The 23,846-nt window shown below is 38.6% G+C and carries 22 protein-coding genes and 1 other annotated feature; all 22 genes read right to left on the bottom strand.

Going from position 1 to position 23,846, the window contains the following annotated elements; genetic code table 11:
- Nucleotides 1-96: 96 nt before the first annotated feature.
- The 22 genes from rpoD to mtaB all read right to left on the bottom strand — a co-directional run bounded on the left by rpoD (nt 97) and on the right by mtaB (nt 23,673).
- Nucleotides 97-1,212 (bottom strand): RNA polymerase sigma factor RpoD, encoded by a 1,116-nt coding sequence (rpoD, locus tag BN1068_RS02735; protein WP_077601300.1) that lies wholly within the window; start codon nt 1,210-1,212, stop codon nt 97-99.
- 27 nt (nt 1,213-1,239) lie between these two features.
- A complete protein-coding gene (gene dnaG / locus BN1068_RS02730; protein WP_077601299.1) occupies nt 1,240-3,051 on the bottom strand; it encodes a DNA primase in 1,812 nt (603 codons plus the stop codon).
- 687 nt (nt 3,052-3,738) lie between these two features.
- A complete protein-coding gene (locus BN1068_RS02725) occupies nt 3,739-4,551 on the bottom strand; it encodes a pyruvate, water dikinase regulatory protein (RefSeq protein WP_077601298.1) in 813 nt (270 codons plus the stop codon).
- A gap of 29 nt (nt 4,552-4,580) precedes the next feature.
- On the bottom strand, nt 4,581-5,210 hold the full coding sequence (locus tag BN1068_RS02720) for a transcriptional regulator CcpN (protein ID WP_077601297.1): 630 nt from the start codon (nt 5,208-5,210) through the stop codon (nt 4,581-4,583).
- Between the two features lie 193 nt (nt 5,211-5,403).
- Nucleotides 5,404-7,479: a glycine--tRNA ligase subunit beta gene (gene glyS, locus BN1068_RS02715; RefSeq protein WP_077601296.1), complete on the bottom strand. Its 2,076-nt coding sequence runs from the start codon at nt 7,477-7,479 to the stop codon at nt 5,404-5,406.
- 1 nt (nt 7,480) lies between these two features.
- Nucleotides 7,481-8,359: a glycine--tRNA ligase subunit alpha gene (glyQ, locus tag BN1068_RS02710; RefSeq protein ID WP_077601295.1), complete on the bottom strand. Its 879-nt coding sequence runs from the start codon at nt 8,357-8,359 to the stop codon at nt 7,481-7,483.
- A 97-nt stretch (nt 8,360-8,456) separates the two neighbouring features.
- Nucleotides 8,457-8,634: a binding site (T-box leader), on the bottom strand.
- Nucleotides 8,635-8,704: 70 nt separating this feature from the next.
- Nucleotides 8,705-9,448: a DNA repair protein RecO gene (gene recO, locus BN1068_RS02705; RefSeq protein WP_077601294.1), complete on the bottom strand. Its 744-nt coding sequence runs from the start codon at nt 9,446-9,448 to the stop codon at nt 8,705-8,707.
- A 253-nt stretch (nt 9,449-9,701) separates the two neighbouring features.
- Nucleotides 9,702-9,863 (bottom strand): YqzL family protein, encoded by a 162-nt coding sequence (locus tag BN1068_RS02700; RefSeq protein ID WP_077601293.1) that lies wholly within the window; start codon nt 9,861-9,863, stop codon nt 9,702-9,704.
- A 273-nt stretch (nt 9,864-10,136) separates the two neighbouring features.
- Nucleotides 10,137-11,039, bottom strand: coding sequence for a GTPase Era (era, locus tag BN1068_RS02695; RefSeq protein WP_077601292.1), 903 nt, complete (start codon nt 11,037-11,039; stop codon nt 10,137-10,139).
- 319 nt (nt 11,040-11,358) lie between these two features.
- A complete protein-coding gene (locus BN1068_RS02690; protein WP_077601291.1) occupies nt 11,359-11,721 on the bottom strand; it encodes a diacylglycerol kinase family protein in 363 nt (120 codons plus the stop codon).
- Nucleotides 11,711-12,175: an rRNA maturation RNase YbeY gene (gene ybeY, locus BN1068_RS02685; protein WP_077601290.1), complete on the bottom strand. Its 465-nt coding sequence runs from the start codon at nt 12,173-12,175 to the stop codon at nt 11,711-11,713. The genes BN1068_RS02690 and ybeY overlap by 11 nt, the downstream gene beginning before the upstream one ends.
- Entirely contained in the window at nt 12,175-14,301 is a 2,127-nt protein-coding gene (locus tag BN1068_RS02680; protein ID WP_077601289.1) for an HD family phosphohydrolase, read from the bottom strand. The genes ybeY and BN1068_RS02680 overlap by 1 nt, the downstream gene beginning before the upstream one ends.
- 241 nt (nt 14,302-14,542) lie before the next feature.
- Nucleotides 14,543-15,514 (bottom strand): PhoH family protein, encoded by a 972-nt coding sequence (locus BN1068_RS02675; RefSeq protein WP_077601288.1) that lies wholly within the window; start codon nt 15,512-15,514, stop codon nt 14,543-14,545.
- Nucleotides 15,515-15,516: 2 nt separating this feature from the next.
- Nucleotides 15,517-16,734, bottom strand: coding sequence for a sporulation protein YqfD (gene yqfD / locus BN1068_RS02670; protein ID WP_077601287.1), 1,218 nt, complete (start codon nt 16,732-16,734; stop codon nt 15,517-15,519).
- Nucleotides 16,735-16,843: 109 nt separating this feature from the next.
- Nucleotides 16,844-17,143, bottom strand: coding sequence for a sporulation protein YqfC (gene yqfC, locus BN1068_RS02665; RefSeq protein ID WP_077601286.1), 300 nt, complete (start codon nt 17,141-17,143; stop codon nt 16,844-16,846).
- Nucleotides 17,144-17,448: 305 nt separating this feature from the next.
- Entirely contained in the window at nt 17,449-17,988 is a 540-nt protein-coding gene (locus BN1068_RS02660; protein ID WP_077601285.1) for a hypothetical protein, read from the bottom strand.
- Between the two features lie 48 nt (nt 17,989-18,036).
- Nucleotides 18,037-19,032 carry a flotillin-like protein FloA gene (gene floA / locus BN1068_RS02655; RefSeq protein WP_077601284.1) on the bottom strand — a complete coding sequence of 332 codons (996 nt, stop codon included), beginning with the start codon at nt 19,030-19,032 and terminating at the stop codon, nt 18,037-18,039.
- 24 nt (nt 19,033-19,056) lie between these two features.
- Nucleotides 19,057-20,391: an NfeD family protein gene (locus tag BN1068_RS02650; RefSeq protein WP_077601283.1), complete on the bottom strand. Its 1,335-nt coding sequence runs from the start codon at nt 20,389-20,391 to the stop codon at nt 19,057-19,059.
- 230 nt (nt 20,392-20,621) lie between these two features.
- A complete protein-coding gene (locus BN1068_RS02645) occupies nt 20,622-21,068 on the bottom strand; it encodes a GatB/YqeY domain-containing protein (RefSeq protein ID WP_077601282.1) in 447 nt (148 codons plus the stop codon).
- A gap of 14 nt (nt 21,069-21,082) precedes the next feature.
- Nucleotides 21,083-21,259: a 30S ribosomal protein S21 gene (gene rpsU, locus BN1068_RS02640; RefSeq protein WP_019377991.1), complete on the bottom strand. Its 177-nt coding sequence runs from the start codon at nt 21,257-21,259 to the stop codon at nt 21,083-21,085.
- 111 nt (nt 21,260-21,370) lie between these two features.
- A complete protein-coding gene (gene deoC, locus BN1068_RS02635) occupies nt 21,371-22,036 on the bottom strand; it encodes a deoxyribose-phosphate aldolase (protein ID WP_077601281.1) in 666 nt (221 codons plus the stop codon).
- 275 nt (nt 22,037-22,311) lie between these two features.
- Entirely contained in the window at nt 22,312-23,673 is a 1,362-nt protein-coding gene (gene mtaB, locus BN1068_RS02630) for a tRNA (N(6)-L-threonylcarbamoyladenosine(37)-C(2))-methylthiotransferase MtaB (RefSeq protein ID WP_077601280.1), read from the bottom strand.
- Between the last annotated feature and the right edge of the window lie 173 nt (nt 23,674-23,846).

The raw sequence follows: 23,846 nt of genomic DNA, 5'->3' as shown, positions 1-23,846 counted from the left end.
ACTTACTTCTAACTTGCACATTCCAGTCTGCTGGCAAATATAAGCCTATGATGACCAAGTCCTGTTTATCGGACTTTTTAAATACACTTTTTAAGCTTAATCAAGAAAATCCTTCAAGCGTTTGCTTCGGCTCGGGTGTCTTAATTTCCGCAATGCTTTTGCTTCAATCTGTCTGATACGTTCTCTGGTTACACCAAATACTTTTCCTACTTCTTCAAGCGTTCTTGTTCTTCCATCATCTAACCCAAAGCGCAGACGAAGTACATTTTCCTCTCTGTCGGTCAAGGTGTCCAATACGTCCTCCAGCTGCTCTTTTAATAACTCATAAGCAGCATGATCTGATGGAGAAACTGCTTCCTGATCCTCGATAAAATCACCTAAATGGGAATCATCTTCTTCCCCGATTGGTGTCTCTAATGACACTGGTTCTTGAGCAATTTTTAGAATATCCCGGACTTTGTCAGGACTCAGTTCCATTTCCTCACCAATCTCTTCCGGAGTAGGTTCCCGTCCTAAATCCTGGAGTAAGGAACGCTGCACACGAATTAATTTGTTAATGGTTTCCACCATATGAACCGGAATACGGATAGTACGTGCCTGATCGGCAATGGCACGTGTGATTGCTTGTCTGATCCACCAGGTCGCATAGGTACTGAATTTAAATCCTTTACGATAGTCAAACTTTTCAACTGCTTTAATCAGACCCATGTTTCCTTCTTGGATTAAATCAAGGAAAAGCATTCCCCGTCCAACATACCGTTTGGCGATACTGACAACGAGACGAAGGTTGGCTTCAGCTAATCTTCTTTTAGCCTCAATATCCCCTTCTTCAATGCGGGAAGCAAGTTCAATTTCTTCTGCTGCAGAAAGTAAATCTACTCTGCCGATTTCTTTCAAATACATACGGACCGGGTCATTAATCTTAATTCCTAAAGGTACACTGAGATCATTAAGATTAATTTCTTCCTCTTTTGCGATTTTCTGCATTTCGGGGTCATCCTCAGACTCACCCAGCACATCGACACCCTGTTCTTCCAGGTACTCATAAAATTCATCCATTTGTTCGGGTTCCATGTCAAAATTAGATAAACCGTCAGCCACTTCTTCATAAGCAAGCGTACCACGCTTCTTACCCATGTCTACTAATTTTTCTTTTGCTTGCTCTAATGTCAGTTCGGATTCTTTCATGTGCGAAGGTTTTTGCTCGGCCATGAGTCCCCCTCCTTCCAAATTGTTGAATTAATTTTCATTTTTTTGCTTTTGCAGCTGAATCAGCTCCATTGCCAAACGCGCAGCTTCCAAAGGGTCATTTTCCCGCTCTGCTTTCTTTTGCTGCTCTTTTAAGCTCTTTTTCGTCTGGCTTTGATTAGCCTCCCGATGAATCATTCGTAAATAATCATCAATTTCTTCTTCTGTGCTGTTTTCCACATCACTTGACAAGGCCAATTCAATGACTTGATTTTTCAAATGTTCATCTGACAGTCTCTCCATAAATAAACTGATATCTGGTGCATTACCTTCTTCATAAAAGGCGTATAAATGCGTTGCCACAATTTTATGGTCATTTACATTAAATCCTGCTCCAAGGTCATATTGTACTTTTTCAGCAATATAGGCATCCTGAAGCATGTAGGATAAAATTCTTTTTTCAGCATTAACGTATGCCGGATACAATTTTCTTTTAGTTACAGATACATATTGATTAGTATAACTCTTATTACCTTGATTATCCTTAGCTGCAGGAACTCTTTTGTCATACTGTGTCAGCTGATTCATCAAGGTTTCTACAGACAAGTCAAATTCCTTGTGCAGCTCCTGAATATAATATTCCCGTTCCAATGCACTCTCAATCATGGAAAGTTCCTTTAGAACGCGCTCGATATATTCAATACGTTCACTTTCCACCTGCAGATTAAAGTGTCTGCGCTGATAACGCATAAAGAAACTCATGTAGCTGTCGCTTGTCCGTATCACTCTTTCTCGAAAAGCTTCGCCGCCATGTTGCTGGATATAACTGTCCGGATCCTCTTTTGCATCTAAATTCGCAATCCGGACATCACAGCCTATCGACCGCAGTAAAAGCGATGCTTTATAACGGGCCTCTATTCCTGCACTATCACCGTCATAACAAATGATTACTGTGTCAACGTAACGGTTTAAAAGCTTTGCCTGCGTTTCTGTCAATGCAGTTCCCATTGTCGCCACAACATTCTTAACTCCGGCTTGATAAGCTGAAATAACATCCATATAACCTTCCATTAAAATAGCTTCATTTTCTTTTCTGATATGGCGCTTCGCCAAATCAAAATTATATAAAAGTTTACTTTTTTGAAAAAGCTCACCTTCTGAACTATTTAAATACTTAGGGCCGCTATCGTCTGTTAATGACCTGCCTCCAAACCCGACAGTACGCCCAAGCGCATTCCGTATAGGAAAAATAATTCTGCCCCGGAAACGGTCAATGACTTCATTATTGTCATTCCCTGCTAAAATGCCGCTTTTTAAAAGCATCGGCTTGGAATACCCTTTCTGCATAAGAAACTTTGCAGTGAAATCGCGTTTATTAGGAGCGTAACCAACCTGGAATTCTTCCAGCGTTTCTTTTGTAATTCCGCGACTTTTTAGGTACTCTAACCCATCCTTCCCATCTTTTTGATACTTTATGAGGTGATGGTATAATTTTGTCAGCCATCCATAAGCGGAGAGCATCTGCTCTGTTTCCTCTGACAAGGATGATTCCTTTTTAATTGATGTTTCCGGTAATTCTACTCCACTGCGATCAGCTAAGTGTTTCAGCGCCTCATAAAATGTGAAATTTTCCATCTCCATCAAAAAAGAGAATACATTTCCCCCTTTTCCGCAGCCAAAGCAGCGAAAAATTTGTTTCTCTTGAGTGACCGAAAAGGACGGAGTATTTTCACCATGAAAAGGACATAGGCCAAAATAGTTTTTACCTTGTTTTTTTAATTGAATATACTCTCCGATGACATCGACAATATCATTGGATTTTTTCACTTCTTCAATAATTGGTTCAGGTATTTGATTAGCCATGGTTACCACCAACTATTCCTATTTTTCTTAGAGAGATTGTGCAAAATCCTCCTTTTTAAACTGCTGTTGCTTCATTATTCATTATTCGACATATTTTTTCCTTATACTCAAAAAAAATAGCCTTAACATAGTTTCTACAAAGGATACGCAGAATCCTTCTTTTTCAAAGCAAATTATGATTAAAATTGCATTTTATATAAATCTGCTCATACGATTTACCATTATAATATATTTTTTAATAGATTTCTATTAATTTGTTTATAAAACTATTGAAAAAAGAAAAACATTCCGTTATAGAGCGTGTTCAAAAAGTGATTATCAGTTTATCCTTGCTCGTATTATTTGCTGAAAAATTAGATTTGATCCATTCGTGTGAATCTCCCGATTCACACGCCTTTCAGCTCTGCTGAAAGGTAGCAGTAGGGTGATATAACAAGGAAATAAATGCATTTATTTCCTTGTTATATCACCCTACTGCGTAAATGAATCAAGAACACATACTAGATAAAAGAGAAAACATTTAGGTGCTTTTTAAACACGCACTTATAGCTGTAAACAGAATGCTTTTCACACAATTTGTGTCTGAAATTATTTACTGCAATGTATCATTTTGCTTTCTGACAGACTTTGAAAATATTAAAATATAGTCAAGAAAATTAGGACGTTTGGTGTATTTTTTAAATAACCTTATTCATTTCTTCCTTGCCACATACGAATAATCTGGTTAGCTGTTTCCTCCACTGCTTTGTGGGAAACATCAATGACAGGACAGCCTATTTTTTCAACTACTTCATTAAAGAATTCTAATTCCTGCTTAATCCTGCTTACATTTGCATAGGTTGCCTGATCACCGAGCCCAAGAGCTTTTAAACGCTCTTTTCGAATCCCGTTCAGCTTTTCTGAGGATATGCGCAAGCCAATACATTTTTTAGGATCAACCATCATAAGCTCTTCTGGAGGGTCAACTTCCGGAACAATCGGAACGTTCGCCACTTTAAACCGCTTATGCGCCAGGAATTGAGAGAGCGGAGTTTTGGATGTTCTGGAGACGCCTATTAATACAATATCCGCACGGGTAATTCCTCTTGTATCTCTTCCATCATCATACTTTACAGCAAACTCTATGGCTTCTATCTTCTTAAAATAATCTTCGTCTAATTTATGGACAAGTCCGGCTTCCAATCGCGGCTCATCACTAAAAACGCGCTCCATCGCGTCCATGATAGGGCCCATTATATCAACTGCTTCAATATCTATTTCTTTAGCACGTTTATTTAAATAAGCACGTAATTCCGGATTAACAAGTGTAAAACCGACAAGATTTGAATTTAATTTTGCCTGTTGCAAAAATTCATCAATGGTTTCTTTATCTTCCACGTATGGAACGCGCTGAATTTTATAATCCCCATTTTTAAATTGGCTCAGGCCGGCTTTAATTACCAGCTCGGCAGTTTCCCCAACAGAATCAGACAGCACATAAATAATTTTCTGCTCAGTCATTTTGACATCCTCTCCCTAGTTTTTAAAAGTTATATTTTATCTTCAATGGTTAACTCAACCAGCAGCTTTGTCATCGTTGTTTTTGTAATCCGGCCAATTACCTCAAGGCCATGTTTTGTGTCCTTAACAACGGGGACTCCATCAATCTGTCTTGATATCAGCTGATGAGCTACATCAATAAGCAGGTCATTTTTGCGACACACCGTGATATTTGGCATTCTTGTCATTATAATTGGAACCGGTATTGAGCTTAAGTCCTGTCTTCCCATGCTTGCACGTAATAAGTCTTTCCGGGAAAGGATACCAACCAGACAGGCATTTTCATCTACAACGAACAGAGTGCCAACATCTTCTAAAAACATCGTGGATATGGCATCATATACGGATACCTTTTCATTTACAGCAACAGGGACTTGCTGAAATTCATGAACCTTGTACCGTTTTATTTTTTCTGTTAATAATTCTGAACCTGTTTTACCCGTATAAAAGTAGCCTACACGAGGACGTGCATCTAAAAAACCAGCCATTGTCAGAATAGCTAAATCCGGTCTCAATGTAGCCCGGGTTAATGTAAGGCGCTCTGCTATATGCTCCCCCGTGATAGGACCGTCTGCTTTTACTATTTCTATAATCTGCTGTTGCCTTTTCGATAAGTCCACTTTTTCACCACCTATACTGTTGCTTTATTAGCAAATGAATACTATAAATAGCATTGCTTGAATACATAAAAATTAGTGTAAATAAAGGATAACGTACCATGATTCCTTTATATTTTTAGAACATGGTACGTTATTATCATTCGACTTTATTCATTAAAATTCCTTTTTTAAGAAAGAAATCCTTACATTCTAATTATGCGTGCTGTTTCCATGCTATTTTTCGCAAGTCTGCATATTGCAAGATTAGCACAGAAAGCTCATGGATGATAGAGAGACGGTTTTTTCTTACTTCTTCATTATCGTCCATAATCATATTATGATCAAAAAATGCGTGAATATCATCTGCAAGTCCGGCAAGAAGCTGTAATGCCTCCTCGTTTTTTTGGGCTTCTAAATATTCGGCATAAGTTGATTTCACTGCTTCTACAGATTCATATAATACTTTTTCCGATTCTGTTTGGAAGAGGGAAGGATTTACCTTATAATCAGTATTCTCTACCTTGTTTTCCAAATTCAACACACGAACAAGAGCTTCTTGAGAGGTTTTAAAATGATCATCAGCTTTTTTCGCAGCTAAAACATGTGCTTTTTCCACTGCAACATGAAATATACCTAATTGATTGTCTACGACAGCATGGATTATATCTGCTTCAATATTTTCTTCACGCATTAAATACTCCGCACGGGAGGCGAAAAATACCAGCAAGTCATCTTTAGCAGAAGCGTTTATTGTTAAGCCTGTCTTCTTTAATACTGATAAAGTATACTCAATGAGTGATTCTATGGTTAAATCCCAATTTTGATCCTTTAGAATGCGCAGGATTCCCATTGCCTGTCTTCTTAAGCCATATGGATCCTGAGAACCGCTCGGGATTAGGCCAACACTGATACATCCCGCAATGGTATCTATTTTATCTGCGATACTTAATACGGCACCAACTGTCGTTGCAGGAAGTTCCCCATGTGACTGCTTCGGCAGATAATGCTCGCGGATAGCTTGAGAAACCACTTTAGCCTCTCCAAAATAAGCAGCATATTTCTCCCCCATAATGCCCTGAAGCTCTGTAAATTCATTTACCATATTGGTCATCAGATCAAACTTGCTGATTTCAGCTGCCCGTTCAACTTCTTTAAGCTCTTTTAAAGAAAGCTCCTCCGCAAAATGTTTTGCAATTGTTTTAACACGATTAACTTTATCTGTATACGTACCAAGCTTCTCCTGAAACACAACCCTGGTCAGCTTTTCCTGGAAGAAGTCAATGGAAAGCTTTTTATCTTCTTCAAAAAAGAATTCTGCATCCGCAAGACGCGCACGAAGAACCTTTTCATTTCCCCGGATCACTGTTTCCAGCTCATGCTCATCACCATTTCTTACACCGACGAATTTAGGGAGCAGTTCACCATCACGCTCTACAGGAAAATAACGCTGATGCTCCGCCATAGATGTAATGAGAACTTCATTTGGCAATGCTAAGAAAGAAGTGGAAAAACTGCCGACAAAAGCTGTCGGATACTCCACAAGATTTCTCACCTCATTTAAAAGATCCTTATCGACAGGAATTTGGAACGTATTTTTCTCTTGTAAAGCATCAAGCTGCTTCACAATTATATCCTCACGTTTTTTAGCATCCGCAATAACATAATTATCCTTTAGTAATTGCTCATATTGTTTCGGTTCATCTATTGTAAGCTTGCCGCTGAGAAAACGATGGCCGTATGTGACATTGCTAGTTTTCACATGAGCAATTTCAAAAGGAATTACCTCATTGCCGTATAGTGCAGCCAGCCAGCGGATTGGCCGTGCATAACGCAATGTTTCATTTGCCCAGCGCATATTTTTACCGAATGTGATGGACTCTATAATATCCTTAAATTCTGGAAGTAAGGATTGCACAGATTTTCCTTCAATATATTTTTTCACATAAATATAAGAAGTTCCTTTCACTTCTTTGATATAAATATCATCCGTTGTTTTTCCCTGCCCTCTGGTAAATCCTTCTGCGGCCTTTGTCCAATTATCCTGATCATCCTTTGCAATCTTTAAAGTAGGACCTTTTGCCTCTTCTTCTATCGATGCCTGACTCTCAGCTGCTTCTTCTATAAGGACAGCTAATCTGCGCGGTGTGGAGAAAGAAACTGCAGACGCATAGGAAATACGCTGTTCATCCAGCCATTTTATTGTTTTATTTAAAAATTGAGCTTCTGCATCATCGATAAAGCGAGCCGGCAGCTCCTCTAATCCAATTTCAATTAATATATCCTGTGCCATTTTAGTTTACCTCCTTTTTCAACATTGGAAAGCCTAATTTTTCACGCTCTTGTACATAAATCTTTGAAATGCTGCGGGCCAGATTACGTATCCGGCTAATATAGCCTGTTCTTTCTGTTACGGAAATAACGCCTTTAGCGTCCAGAAGATTAAAGGTATGTGAGCATTTTAAAACATAGTCATATGCAGGGAAGACGAGCCCTTTTTCCATCGTTGTTTTTGCTTCCTGTTCATATTTTGTAAATAAATCAAATAACATATCTGTATTTGATGTTTCAAATGTATACACAGAATGCTCATATTCCGGCTGATAGAAAATATCACGAAGTGTCACGCCATTATTCCATTCTAAATCAAAGACATTTTCTTTATCTTGAATATATGAAGCAAGCCGTTCTATCCCATATGTTAACTCCACCGTTACCGGATTGGCTTCTAAACCGCCAATTTGTTGGAAATAGGTAAACTGCGTGATTTCCATCCCATCTAACCATACTTCCCAGCCAAGACCGGCAGCACCCAAGGTCGGGTTCTCCCAATTATCCTCTACAAAGCGGATATCGTGCTTGAGCGGATCAATTCCAAGTTTTTTCAAAGACTCTAAATACAGTTCTTGAATATTAGCTGGTGAAGGCTTCATAATAACCTGAAACTGATGATGCTGATACAGCCGGTTCGGGTTTTTTCCGTACCTGCCATCCGCCGGCCGTCTGGAAGGCTCTACATAAGCAACATTCCATGGTTCTGGTCCCAGACTTCGCAGCAGCGTCATTGGAGACATAGTTCCTGCACCTTTTTCCGTATCATATGCCTGCATTAAGATACAATTTTGATCTGACCAATGATTTTGTAAAGTTAAAATCATTTCTTGAATATTCATTTACTCCACTCCTTTAATGGATAAGAAATTTACAACATATTTCGCACCGGACAGAACCAATAAGAAAAGCCGTCCCTATGTCTGTTTTAACGACAGACATAGGGACGGCTTAAAACCGCGGTTCCACCCTATTTGCTCTTGTTTTACAAGAGCCTCTTTTCATTGCTGTTACTCCAAAGTTCCTTCCTGAAGTCTCCATATACCTGGCTCACACCATTTCCAGGCTCGCTTTTTACAGACAATACTTCAGTACTTTTCTTCATCATCGTAACGACTATTTTCTCGCATTTTATACTTAAGATATATGTACAAATCATACTCTATCCGTCCTTGACTTGTCAATTATTACTTAAATAAATCAAGCTGATCCAAAAACTTTCGCGACTTTATGAAATATCCTCCATAACGATCATAGTAAGCTTTTAAAATGGCCTGAAACATTTTCACATTTTCCGATTTCATTTGGATGGTTCCGATACGTTCTAATTCTACCTCGGAAAATAGATATAGAATCCTGGCCAATTTTGGAGAAAATTCTATTGCTTCCGGATCCAAATGATGGCATTTAGGACATAAATAGCCGCCCTCCACGACAGAAAACGCAAAAGGCTGCTGCGTTGACCCGCAATTTATACATTGATTTAAGACCGGGGCAAACCCGGCTTTTTTATAAAGTTTTAATTCATACATCATTATTGGGATTTCAGCCTGATCATTCTCTTCAATCCACTTTATTGTTTGTTGAAATTGTCCGAATATGTACGGATCTATATTTTGATTTTCCAGAAGCTTATCTGTCAGCTCTGCAATATAGGAACAATAAGCTGTTTTCACGAAATCTTCGCGTATTTTGCGATGTGAGTTTAATAATTCTCCTTGCTGTATTGTACTCAACCCGCTTCCAAGATAAACAAAAAATCGGGCAAAAACGAATGGCTGCGTAACAGCAGCCATTCGACTTTTTGTTTTTTTTGCCCCTTTTGCCAGAGCCTGAAACTTCCCAAATTTCCCGCTGTAAATTGTTACTAATTTATGTGTTTCCCCATAGTCTTTTGTTTTTAATACGATACCATCTATCTGTTCCAGCACTCTAAATCACCCGGCCTCACTTTGTTTTGAACAGAAAAATATAATAATACAAGTTCAAAAAGTGTGATAAAAAGGACCAAGAAGTTCGAGGCAGCGCAGCTTTGAGTAGCACAGCGTATGCTTTTAAATACGTGAGCAACGATCTTAATGGGGTGAGTAATCGCAACCCCAACGAAAAAGCAAGCTAACGAAGAAATTCGCCGAGTCATTTTTATTAGACTTTTTGAACATCATCTAATAATATTTTGTGTGGTTAAACAGATGGCAAATCTAACCCCTCAGCCATAGAAGATCGGGTCTGGTCTTTTTGTTTCACTTCCGGGTTTAATTCTCCTTGCTGCTCTAATTCTTTTAATAATAAATAGGTTTCAATGTTTCCTGTTTGACAAAACAAATACCATGTTGCATCTAGCACAAGAAACCCCCGCCTTTCAAATTATTTTTTGCTAAGACTAAAGCAATTGCTTAAAAAAATACCCTGACATTAACTTCCCGCTTCTTTTATAGGTTGGTTCGATTTGAACATTTCATGAGTATAAAAAATTACCATCTTTAAGAGGATGTTCAAAAAGCCCCAAATGATAAGCTGCGAATCTCTGCGTTGAACTTCTTGCTTCTAATTCGGTCTCTTTTTGAATATACATTTTAAGTGGATGTACTTAAAAACCCAATGAAAAAGGCGCATACTTTAATACTCATCAAGTCGAAATCCAAATTCATGTAATTGATTTTGTCTGTTTCTCCAATCTTTTTTCACCTTCACCCATAGCTCTAAATATACTTTAGAGCCAAGCAACGCTTCAATATCGCGACGTGATTGCTGGCCAATTTTTTTCAGCATGCTCCCCTGCTTACCAATTAAAATACCTTTTTGAGAGCTTCTTTCTGTCACAATCGTTGCTTGTACTAATAATTTTTCATTTTCATTTTTCTCTATATTTTCGATAACAACAGCAATTGAGTGTGGAATTTCTTCCTTCGTATGATGTAACACCTTCTCCCGGATAAGCTCAGAAATAATGAATCTTTCCGGATGATCTGTTACCTTATCCGCCGGATAATACTGTGGTCCATCCGGCAACTTCCCTGCAACCACCTCTAACAGATGGTTGACATTATTTCCATCTAATGCAGAAATTGGAATAATTTCTTCAAAGGAATGCAGGTCCTTATACTGGTCAATCAGCTGCATGAGTTTATCTGGATGAATTTTATCAATTTTATTAATTACCAGATAGACCGGCTGTTTCACTTTTTGCAGCAGGTCTATGATGTATTGGTCTCCGCGTCCATATCCTTCATCTGCATTAATCATGAACAAAATATTATCCACTTCATTTAAAGTATTCTCTGCTACCTGCACCATAAAATCGCCTAATCGATGCTTCGGTTTATGAATTCCAGGTGTATCAATAAAAATCATTTGATATTCCTTGGTTGTCAGGACACCTTGAATTTTATTTCTTGTTGTTTGCGCCTTATCACTCATTATTGCTATTTTTTGACCAATAACCCGGTTCATAAAAGTTGATTTTCCCACATTTGGTCTGCCAATAATTGCAATAAATCCTGATTTAAAATTATTTGTCATGCTGCGTTCCTCCGAATTTCTATTGTTTGCTTGCTTCTTATCATACTACATTTTTAAGTTCGTTTCACTATATCGACAAAACCTTTAACAAACATACAATTTTAATGTTTTTTTGAGTGAATTGTTTAAAAACACCTAAGATAAGCACTTCATGTTTAAATAAAGCTGTTTTTACTAAGAAGATGTACGCTAAAATGGTTTTAAGTTATTGTATTCCCATGGAATCTATTGGAGCGGCTATCTTCAACCTGCCTTTCACCCTTCTTTATTTACAAAAAGGAGCCCCTTACAGGACCCCTTTTTGTAAATAATTATCAAATTATACAAACTGCATTATTTTTGGTCCGAAAATAAGAATTCCGATTACTACAGATATAATGGCTGTAACAAGAACGACACCTGCAGCAATATCTTTTATTTCCTTTACTCTTTCATCATAGTCCGGCTGAATAAAATCCATAATCCGCTCAATGACACTGTTTATCATTTCTGTGATAAGCACAAGACCTATGGTTAATAAAATAACTGCCCATTCGATGAGAGAAAGTTTGAAAAAGACACCTAATGCAACTACAATTGCTGTTGCTGTAAGATGCAGCTGAAAATTAGATTCCTTTTTCACAACCGTTTTCAGCCCTGCCCAAGCAAAACGGAATCCAACAATGCTTTTTTTATCTTTCAATGCCAAATTCACCTAGTATTTCGTCCTGTCTGCGGAACATTTTCTTTTCATCCTCCGCATTCATATGGTCATACCCAAGCAGGTGTAAGAATCCATGTAATGCTAAAAAGGCCAGCTCTCTCTCAAAGCTGTGATTATATTCTTCTGCCTGTTCTTTTGCTTTATCTATCGAAATAATGATATCTCCCAGTACAACAGGCAATCCTTCCCCGACGATTTCCAGCTCTTCGTCTTCCATTTCCTGCATCGCAAATGAAATTACATCTGTCGGTTTATCTTTATCACGATAGTCTCTGTTAATTACCTGAATTTGTTCATTATTCACAAAGCTGATGGAAACTTCCGCGTCAGGAGCTACCTTCTCCGCTTTTCCGGCAAAGGTAAGAAGCTTCTCTACAAGCTCTATATGTCCGTCAGCCACAACACCTGTTTCATCTTGAAAATCAATCATCATTATTTATCACCTTCCTCTTTCGGATACTGAATTCTGGAATGGAAAATTCCTTTTAAAGAATCGCAAATGGAATGTTGAATGGTTTTTAGCTCTCTTAATGTTAAAGGACTGTTATCTAATTGTCCATCTGAAATTTTACTGCTGATAATAGCCGAAACAATGGAATCAATCTGCTCAGGCGTCGGGTCCTGTAATGAGCGGACAGCAGGCTCTACAGAATCACAAATACAGATAATAGCTGTCTCTTTGGTTTCCGGTTTTGGTCCAGGATATCTGAAATCCGCTTCATCCGTTTCAGGATTCAGCTCCTTCGCTTTTACGTAAAAGAACTGAACTAAAGAATTGGAATGGTGCTGCTTCGCAATATCAATGATTTCCTTTGGCATTTTATGCGCTTTTAACATATTTGCTCCATCGGTTGTATGGCGGATAATAATATCTGCACTTTCTTTTGGCGGCAGAAGGTCATGCGGATTTTTATTCTTCATCTGATTTTCGATAAAAAATCCCGGCCGGACTGTTTTACCAATATCATGATAGTAAGAACCTACCCGAGCCAATAAACCGTTTGCTCCTACTGCTTCACATGCTGTTTCACTGATGTTGGCGACCATGACAGAATGGTGATATGTTCCTGGTGCCTCCACCAGAAGCTTCTTCAGCAACGGCTGATTAGGATTAGATAATTGCAGGAGCTTCATATCTGTTAATGTTCCTAAAAAGCTCTCAAATAACGGCAATATTCCAATTGCCAAAATCGCAGAGAGGCAGGCAGCTGCAATACCAAAGCCGATATATAAAAACACATCAAACCATGTATATTTTTCAAAGGACAGGAATAAAAATAAAATAATGACAGCAGAATGAATAAGGATTAACCCTATTGCTGTTTTTAAAATAACTAAACGCTCGCTTATTTTTTTCATTAATACAATCGCTGCCAGCTGAGAGAAAAGAAAATAAATAGCAGCTTCTACATGCAACATCCCTGCAATATAGTTATTAAACATAAATGCAGCTAATATAGCATATAAAATGCTCAGCCGTATGGCAGTACGATCACTTATTAATATTTTTAATAAAATAGCAATAGCTGCAATCGGTGTAACCAAATACAGTGCGTTAGACTGATCAAAGAAAACACTTTGAATCTTCATAATAAAGATTGCCAATGCACTTAACAGCACGGTTGCTATAATCGGAAGAATGCTCCAGTTTCTATTTTTAGCAATTTGAAAGCTTTCATAGCCGAAAAAGTAAGCAATCACAGCTGCCAAAAATCCTAAAGCAAGGATCGGGTAAATATTACCGTCCTGTGATAATACTCCAACTAATTCCAGTTGTTCATAGATTTCATTTGTAATGGTCTGCCCTTCACGGACAATGGTTTCTCCAGCCCGGATAATAACAGGGTCTACAAGTGTTGCTGCATCCTTTTTCTCCTGTGCTGTTTCTTCATAATCAAAAAAGGAATTCTCCACAACAGCAAAGTCCGCTAATTCGATTAGAGCTCCCTGCAGATCTTCATTTAAATCCGAATAAGATATAGCACGTTCTACATTAGTTATTCCAGATTGTATATTCTCTACTCTTATGCCCTTATTTAACACTTCTTCCAATGCTTCGGAAAATAGCTTTTCTGCTTCTTCCAGAGCAGTATCCTGCTGCTGCAGCAGTATAATAAATATGTCTTCAGAAATTTCCGAGCTGATTTCTTCGGAAAGGAGGGCCTTTAGTTCAACTGCCTCTTCCTGATAAATATCTTCTATAGCATCTTCAGCATCTTCGTCGTGCTCTTCCTTCACTTTAAATACCGCTTCAAAGATTTCATTAATATAATTTAATCTTTCTTCCGTAACTTCTTCGGAAATACTATACCGGTCAGGAACAGCATCTACAGCTTCCCGGATTCTCTGATCCGTCTCCTGCTTATTCTCAATAGTGATCGGTGAACGTATGGTTTCCTCAGAAACAGCAAAACGCTGTATATCATATGTATCGGTGCGCACATTATCTAATAATGTTATAAAAACGACTGCCCCTATAATAAGAGCTGGAATAATTGCAAAGAGAGATTTTCGTCTCTTTTTAAAAAAAGGGAGTATTTTCCTCCATCTATTTTTCAACACTTTCACCTCATTACGCATTTTTACCGGCTGCATTCATATGATTATGTTGTATCATCTGTAAGACCAAATTGATTCCAGCTGCAAATTACAGGAAAAACGACTGGATGAAAAGATAATATATATCATTTATTTGATTTCTAGACGATTATTCCTGCTCACCAATAGATTATGTCTAAATATGTATGATTGAAATACAATGATCTTCTCATGAACAACAAGGATGAGACTTTTCCCTGTCTCATCCTTCATTTCCGTCTTCAGCTTCATAAGCATTTATAATTTTTTGAACAAGCGGGTGCCGGACTACATCAGCAGCCTGCAGGTGTACAAAGGCCAGTCCGTCTATTGCAGACAGCATACGCTCTGCAACTCTCAGTCCGGAAGTCATTCCTCTGGGCAGATCCACCTGTGTCATATCTCCAGTAATAATCATTTTTGATCCAAAACCTAAACGGGTTAAAAACATTTTCATTTGTGCCGGTGTTGTATTTTGAGCTTCGTCTAAAATGACAAAAGCATCATCCAATGTTCTCCCGCGCATATAGGCCAATGGAGCAATTTCAATTGTTTCTCTTTCAATTAAACGGGCTGTATGCTCTGTGCCCAATACATCATGCAGCGCATCATAAAGAGGCCTTAAATATGGATCTACCTTTTCTTTTAAATCACCTGGTAAAAATCCTAAGCTTTCCCCTGCTTCTACTGCCGGTCTGGTTAAAATAATCTTTTTCACAAGTCCATTTTTCATAGCGTGAACCGCCATAACAACAGCAAGATATGTTTTCCCTGTACCAGCCGGGCCAATCCCAAATACTAAGTCTTTGGACTTGATAGCCTGAATATACTGCTTCTGTCCAAGCGTTTTTACACGGATTGATTTCCCTTTATAATTTTTTGTGATTTCATCTTCAAATAGGGTTTCAAATTGTTTTATTTTACCTTTTTTCGCCAGTTCTACTGCATACACAACATCTCGCTCTGAGATGGTTTGGCCTTTTCGGATAACGCTCAAAATTGTCAGGAGAATCTCTTGTATCAATTGCACTGCCTGCTCGTCTCCAGAAACACGAATTAATTCGCCTCTGGATATAATATCTACTTCAAGTAAAGCTTCCAGCTGTTTAAGATGCTTATCATTGGCCCCGAATAAAGCGAGTGCTTCATTGGCACCTTCTAATTGTAAATCAATATCCACTAAGTTTTCGGGCATAATCAGTCTCCTTGAGTTATAAGTTCTTCTTTTACAATATTTTCTTCTACAGAAAGATATAAGACTAATTCAACTTTACCATGCTCTGTATGTTCATGTAAAATCTTTTCTGATAATATCACGGCTTCCGGACCAAGTTCATTTTCCAATTGTGTTCTCGCCTGCTGAATTCCGGCTTCAATCGCTTCTTCTTTCGATCTTTGTTCTTCTATTTTCTCCGTCTCACTTATTTTTTTAGAAACATACGATATAGGCAGCTCCCATTTAAAGAAATGAATAGGCTGTTCTCTCCGTTCCTCCTGAGAATATATAAAATCCGGATCTTTGAATCCCCAGAAAGGCAGCTGAACATCTCCAAAACGTAAATAATGCTTCTTTTTTTGTTCTCCTGTTATTTCTTCAGCCTGATAACGAAGCGGAATACTGACATGAACCTCATACCACGTATTTGCTATCACTTCTGCTTCTGCAGCAATAGGCTTTCCCGGATTTTCTTCAGCATCTGTATTATTTTCCCCTTCTTCTGTATTTAAATTACCGGAAACTAAAACTTTTCCTGGAACAACGTAATCATTCACACTTACCATAGCTCGTCCTTTAGAAACGTACATGTTCGTAATAATTCCTTTTTTCGTTGCTACTAAGTTTCTCGGCTCCCCTGGTGGCAGCTCCTCTACGATTGTTTTTTCAACAGCCTCCAGGTGCAGGGTTGTTCCCTGAAGATTCACACCCGTCCAAAGCAGCTCAGGTACTTCATTTAAAAGCTGACGCTGTATATCTTTTGGTGTATCAAGAGAAAATAACCAGACACCTGGATGTATTCCAAAGGCTTCAAGCTCTGTTTCTATTTTTTCTTCAATTTCTTTTGGAACGCCAGTTATTTTAACCGACCATAATAAATTTGATAAAACGAAAAAAAAGAGAAAGCCAATGAAAATACCGATAATCAGAAACCTTTTTTTACAAAGTCTTGAAAGGAAAAACGGAAAGCCTTTTCGATCAACAAAAGAAACTTTATATAAAGAATTTCTTCTTATTTTTCGTAAGGCCCCTAAATCCCTGAACATGATAGTAGCCTGACAGCAGTCCTCTTCTATTTTTTTAACATCCCAAATAGAAATACCCTTGCCGGCACATTTTTGTAAAAACAATTCCGGCCTGGCTCCTCTAATTTGAACAGTAATGTATGCACGTATAGTTGGCGAATTTTCTTTTTTCATTTCAACCTCCTATGGCTCGTCTCATATCCTTTTCATACAATGATGGTACTTATACAAGATCCTATTTTTCATAAAGAAACTCTTTGCAGACTTGTTAATACTGAAGAAATCATTCTTCTTTTCCGCCTTCATGATTTAAAAAGAGTACCTCTGAGATGGTTCCTTCCAGCATAATCTCCTTCGGCAGCATCATTTTAAGCACAAAGGAGTGCCCTTTGATACATACAAAACCATTGGCTACCTTTAATCTTAGCTCTTCATTTGTATATAGGGCCAAACCTTGATGATTTTCAATATAGAAATGCAAATGTCCAATGATTGTTATACGCGGCATCTCCATAACAACATCGGATGGAAGAGAGAATTGCTCCATTAAAAGCGAACGGATTCTTTGTTGCCATTTTTTCAATGATGATCCCCCCTCATTGATACATATGTAAAGTATCTCTTGAACAGAACCAGTTTTAGGGTGAAAGAAAACTTTTGAATATCCTCTTTTAGTTAGTATTCAAAAAGTGCCGAATTAGAAGCAAGAAGGTCAAGGCGACATGATTTTTTCGAACGGAGCGTATGTTTTTGAATACGTGAGTATCGAAAAAATCATGTCAACGCAGAGATTCGCAGCTTATCATTTGAGTACTTTTTGAATATCCTCTGTAAACAAAGAAATACCCTGATTGACATATCTATGTCAATCAGGGTATAAATGTGATTTTATTTTCTTTTTTGCACGATACTTCTATACGGCTGTTTAGCACGGGGAGATCCAAGAACCTCCGCCATAATAATTCCGTTTACTAATCCTTTTCCGTCCAGATTCCCGGAGATACGTCTTTTCATTTCACGTTTCCCTGGATTTTCTTCTTCAACATTACGATTCACAATCAGATCTTTGAACTTTTGCTCCGTATTCTCTATATCTTTTTGAGAAGAAGTCTGATATCGATTTGCCAAACGATCCATTTGTTTTTTCTGCTGTTCTTCAATGCTCCCGGCAGAAATATCCGGACGTGCTCCTTCTCGATAGACTTTCCGTTCTGCACGAGGCTGCTCCCTCTTTCTTTGAGTTTGCTGTCTCGTTCTCATCTCTTGAGGTGATCGCTGCTGACTTTGTCTGGACTGCGTCTGATTTTGTGGAGGTGTAGACTGCTTTTTTTTCTGTTCTTCTTGTTTCCTTTTCGAATCACCCAGAAAAGTGATTAATCCGGAAATAATGATAATAACAAGAAATAAATTATCGAATATCCAGTCCATATGCCCCCTCCTTTTTTGTCGTTTTAATGTTTGAACATCCTATTTTTATTACTTGTTTTGGTCGTCATCCTTGTTGTCTTTAGAAAGCTTACCGATAGAATCACGCATATCTGTATCAGCATCAATATTTTGATAGTTCATATAATCCATGACACCCATTTTACCGGAACGCAATGCTTCCGCTAACGCAAGTGGTACATCGGCTTCTGCTTCCACAACTTTCGCGCGCATTTCTTGTACGCGGGCAACCATTTCCTGCTCTTGCGCAACAGCCATTGCACGACGTTCTTCGGCTTTTGCCTGCGCAATATTCTTATCTGCCTCAGCTTGATCCGTTTGAAGCATCGCACCGATATTTTTACCAATATCCACATCGGCGATATCAATCGATAAGATTTCAAACGCTGTTCCAGAGTCCAAGCCTTTACTTAATACATTTTCAGAGATGGAATCCGGATTCTCAAGTACCTGTGTATGTGCATCAGAACTACCGATTGTACTTACTACACCTTCACCGACACGAGCAATAATTGTTTCTTCACCAGCACCACCGACTAAGCGGTCAATATTTGCACGTACTGTAATTCTTGCTAATGCTTTTACTTCAATACCGTCCATTGCAATACCTGCAATAAATGGTGTTTCAATTACTTTCGGGTTTACACTCATTTGTACAGCTTCTAATACGTCACGGCCTGCTAAGTCGATCGCAGCTGCACGTTCAAATAATAAATCAATATTTGCACGCTGAGCAGCAATAAGCGCGTTTACCACCCTGTCTACATTACCGCCGGCCAGATAGTGACTTTCCAGCTGGTTGGTTTTTACATCTATCCCGGCTTTATGTGCTTTAATAAGCGGGTTAATAACACGATTTGGCACAACCCGACGCAGACGCATACCAATTAGTGTAAAGATACTGATTTTTACCCCGGCAGCCAGGGCACTAATCCATAGTGCAACTGGAACAAAAGTAAATAAAATTGCTAAAGCAATAACGATGACCGCTATAATGATAAGCGGCATTAAAATTTCTCCTTCCATGCAACTTCCTCCTAATAAAAATAATTATTTTATTTCCCTAACTACGACACGAACACCTTCTACACGAATTACTTTTACCCTCTTCCCTTTACCAATATAAGTTCCATCAGAAACAACATCAATGGTCTCATCATTTAATTCGACCAATCCAGAAGGGTGCAGCGGTGTTAATGAGTTTCCTTCAAGTCCGACAAGCTCTAAACGGTTCACTGAGGATACATAGCCCTGTTCTGTTGCAGTACTGTCTCTTAAAATAATATGGCGGAAAATACCTTTATCCATACCAATTCTTCTAAACAGAATAATAGCAAGAATAACAGCAATTAAAAAGGCAATACCAATACTCATTGACATGTGGACCATATCATAACCTGACATGAATAACGATCCGACCACTGCAGCTATTCCCAGGACACCTAATATGCCTCCTGTGACAAAGAATTCTGCTGCAATAAGGCCAATACCGATGATCAGGAGAAGAAGTGCCTCCATCCCCGCCAGTCCTGCAACAATATGACCATAAAAGAACAGGAGCAATGATAATAATCCTAAACTTCCCGGTACTCCAAAACCAGGAGAATACAGCTCAACAATCAGCCCGATACTGGCAACGGAAAGCAAAATAGGTATAACAACCGGATGCGTCAGAAATCTTGCCAGCTCTTCTGCAAAAGACGTTTCCGTTTCTACAATAGTTGCTTCAGAAAGATTAAGTTCTTCGAGAAGCTCAGCGCGATTTGAGACGATGCCCTCTGCATAACCTACCTCTTCCGCCTGCCGGGGGCCTAATGTTAAAAATTCCCCTTCAGGAGCTCCATATTCCGGTAAATCAATACTGCTGTCAGCCATCGCTGCAGCATAAATAGGATCTCTTCCATTTGATTCCGCAGCACTTCTCATCTGCGCAAGCCAGGCAGATTGTGCTTTTTTATCAGCCGCTGTTCCATCCTGATTGATGACTCCGCTTGCTCCCATTGTTGCATGTGGATTAAAGTAAATATTATCAGAGAATAGCGCTATATAAGATCCGGCAGATAACGCCTCGTTTACGATATACGATGTCGTAGGAATAGTCAGACTTCGAATATGCGAACCTATTTGTCCCGCAGAATCGACACGTCCTCCAGGAGTATCAATTTCAAAAATGATGTGATCTGCACCATTTTCCATAGCTTCTTCTGTAGCCCGCTTAATAAAAGCTTCAAGCCCTCTTTCCACTTCATTTTCGATCGGAATAATATATACTGTTTCACCCTGACCCTGCTCGGCTTCTGCCTGTTTCCCAGTAAAGATCGATACCAAGGCTAAAACTGACACAAAAAATATGTATACAGCCAACCGCCTTCGATGTCTTTTCAACTTGAATCACCCCCTCATCCTCCACCTTATCTATATTTACGAAAGTAATTCATAAAAGGTTTCATTTTTCGTGGATGGGTATACATTGATAGTACCATATCTTTTGAATGAATAGAAAGCTTCATCTAATAATCAGGTTAGAAAAGTCTTTTATGTATTTATGCTGATTCCTGTCATAAACCATATTTCAAATGCAATTTAAAAAACCAGCCCCGAAAGGCTGGTTTTTTTTAACGCAATTTCTGCTCTACTATTTGTTTAATTTTAGTACCGTCAGCCTGTCCTTTAACCTTTGGCATCACGGAACCCATTACTTTCCCCATATCTTTCATTGAGGAAGCATTCACTTCTTTTATTGTTTCCTGAATGATCGATGTTAATTCTTCATCTGAAAGCTGTTTTGGTAAATACTGTGCAAGTATCTCCAACTCATTTTCGGTTTTTCCAACCAAATCTTCTCTTCCAGCATTTCTAAATTCTTGGAGGGAATCTTTTCTCTGCTTAACTTCTCTCGAAAGAATAGTTAAATCTTCGTCCTCAGATAGAGTATCTTTTCCAAGCTTAATCGATTCATTCTGAATAGAAGCCTTTACCATGCGAATAACGCTAAGGGTTTCTTTATCTTTGTTCTTCATCGCCTGCTTCATATCTTGATTCAATCGATCAAGTAGCGTCATACGTTACACCTTCTTTAGAATTTACGTTTTCTAGCAGCCTCAGATTTCTTCTTACGGCGTACACTAGGTTTTTCATAGTGTTCACGTTTACGATATTCCTGTAATGTACCACTTTTTGATACACTACGCTTAAAGCGACGAAGAGCATCCTCAAGAGACTCGTTTTTACGAACGCGAGTTGTATTTGACATGCTAATTTCCCTCCCTCCGAAGCACAAAACCATATTTAATGCTGACATGAACATACTCTCATGCCTTTTTAAAGTATAATATAAACCTTCCGAACGGTCAATGGTTATTTATTAATAATCTGAAGTTCCTTCTTTACCGGAAACAATTTCCACACCGGCACTTGCTCCAATACGTGTTGCTCCGGCTTCAATCATTGCTTCCGTTGCTTCTAGATCGCGAATTCCTCCGGATGCCTTTACTCCCATATCAGGTCCGACTGTTTCCCGCATCAATTTGATATCTTCAACAGTTGCTCCGCCTCCGGAAAAACCGGTTGATGTTTTTACAAAGTCTGCTCCGGCTTCTTTAGCTAATTTACAGGCAAGCACTTTTTCTTCATCAGTCAGCAAAGCTGTCTCAATAATTACTTTCGTTAAAGCTTTGTCCTTTGCAGCATCTACAACAGCCTTAATATCTGCTTTAACCAGCGCTTCATTTCCAGCTTTTAATTCTCCGATATTTATAACCATATCGACCTCTGTTGCGCCGTTTTCAATTGCTTCTTTTGTTTCATAAACCTTTGTCTGTGTGGTTGTTGCTCCCAGAGGAAAACCAATGACAGTACATACTTTTACTGTAGAATCCTTTAGTTCGCTTGCACAGTAAACAACCCAATGTGGATTTACACAAACGGATGCAAATTTATTTTCTTTTGCTTCTTCGACAATTTTTGCGATTTGCTGCTTCGTAGAATCTGGTTTTAGTAATGTATGGTCAATATAAGAAGCTAAATTCATGATTAATATCTCCTTTTTATGAGTGTTCAAAAAGTACGATAAACAGGACCAAGAAGTTCAAGGCGACGAGATTTTTACGAACGGAGCGTATGCTTTTAAATACGTGAGTAACGCTTTTGGTGGGGCGAGTAATCGCAGTCCCATCGAAAAAATCTCGTCAACGCACTTCCGCAGGATGCGGTGGCTTCTACGTTGCCCACACGACGTGGGCGTTCTTAGTAGAAGATCCTCTTATCGCCGTGTCATTTTTATTGGACTTTTTGAACATCCTTTTTTTATGCGTTTTTTTCTGCAATATGTGTGGCGTGATCCATCACCCTTACAAAAACACCTTTATTAACAGGGTAGCCGGACTCTGTTATTTTCACTTTAACAATTTTACCAATTAAATCCGGGGAACCTTCAAATTGAACTTTCATATAATTATCCGTATAGCCAATAAGCTGATTATTTTCCTGTTCACTTGCATGCTCCTCTGGAATCACTTCCAATACTTCATCTTCGTATTTAGAGGCATATTCTTTTGCAAGCTGATCAGATAATGAGATTAAGTCATGCACGCGTTTTTCTTTCACTTCATCTTCTACCTGATTGTCCATTCTGGCTGCCGGCGTACCGGTTCTTCTGGAGAACGGGAATACATGAAGCTCGGCATAGCCGATTTCTTTAATAAAATCATACGTCTCCTGAAACTCTTCATCTGTTTCACCAGGAAATCCGACAATAACATCAGAGGTAATCGCTAATCCCGGTAATGCTTTTTGTATCTTCTTCACTTTTTGACGGTAAAAATCGGTTGAATACTTGCGGCGCATTCTGGCTAATACCGTATCTGACCCAGATTGTAATGGAATGTGCAAGTGGCGGACAATTTTCTTACTTCTGTCCAGCACACGGATAACCTCGTCCGTAATTTGACTGGCTTCAATAGAACTGATCCGGATGCGTTCTAATCCTTCCACCTGTTCCAGTTCTTCCAGAAGCATAGCAAAATTATAATCTTTTAAATCTTCTCCATATCCAGCCGTATGTATTCCTGTAAGTACAAGCTCTTTATACCCTGCTTCGACTAATTTATTTGCCTGTTCAATCACATTCTCAGGGTCTCTAGAGCGAAGCAGACCTCTTGACCAGGGAATAATACAAAATGTGCAGAAGTTATTGCAGCCTTCCTGAATTTTCAATGATGCCCGTGTGCGATCTGTAAAAACAGGAACATCCATTTCCTCAAAGACACGGTTTTTCATAATGTTTGATACGCCATTTACAGGAGCTTTTGTTTTTTCATGCTCTTTAATATAAGTAAAGATATTTTTACGCTCCTGTGTACCGACAACGACATCGACACCAGGAATCTCCATAATCTCACCGGGAGAGGTTTGCGCATAGCATCCCGTTACACAGACTACTGCATCAGGATTATTTCTGATCGCGCGGCGGATGGTCTGTCTGCTTTTTTTATCACCTGTATTGGTAACCGTGCATGTGTTGATCACATAAACATCTGCATCATGGTCAAAGTCTACACGTTCATAGCCCTCTTCCTTAAACATTCTCCAAATGCCCTCGGTCTCGTAGTGATTTACTTTGCAGCCCAATGTGTGGAAACTGACTGTTTTCGGCAATTTTTCAGCCATTTATTTATCATCCTTTCATTAAAATCTTTATTATAACATCATCGTATCTTATATTATCATAAAAGATTAGAAATAGAATACAAAAGAACCTTTCTATCTTTACTTAAAGAGGTGAAAGGTTCTTTGTATTATGGAATTATTACTTTATATTTGAATGAATTTCATAATTGCTC

The organism is Oceanobacillus sojae (assembly GCF_900162665.1).
Lineage (GTDB): Bacteria > Bacillota > Bacilli > Bacillales > Amphibacillaceae > Oceanobacillus > Oceanobacillus sojae_A.
This window is presented reverse-complemented; position numbering and strand designations above follow the sequence as displayed.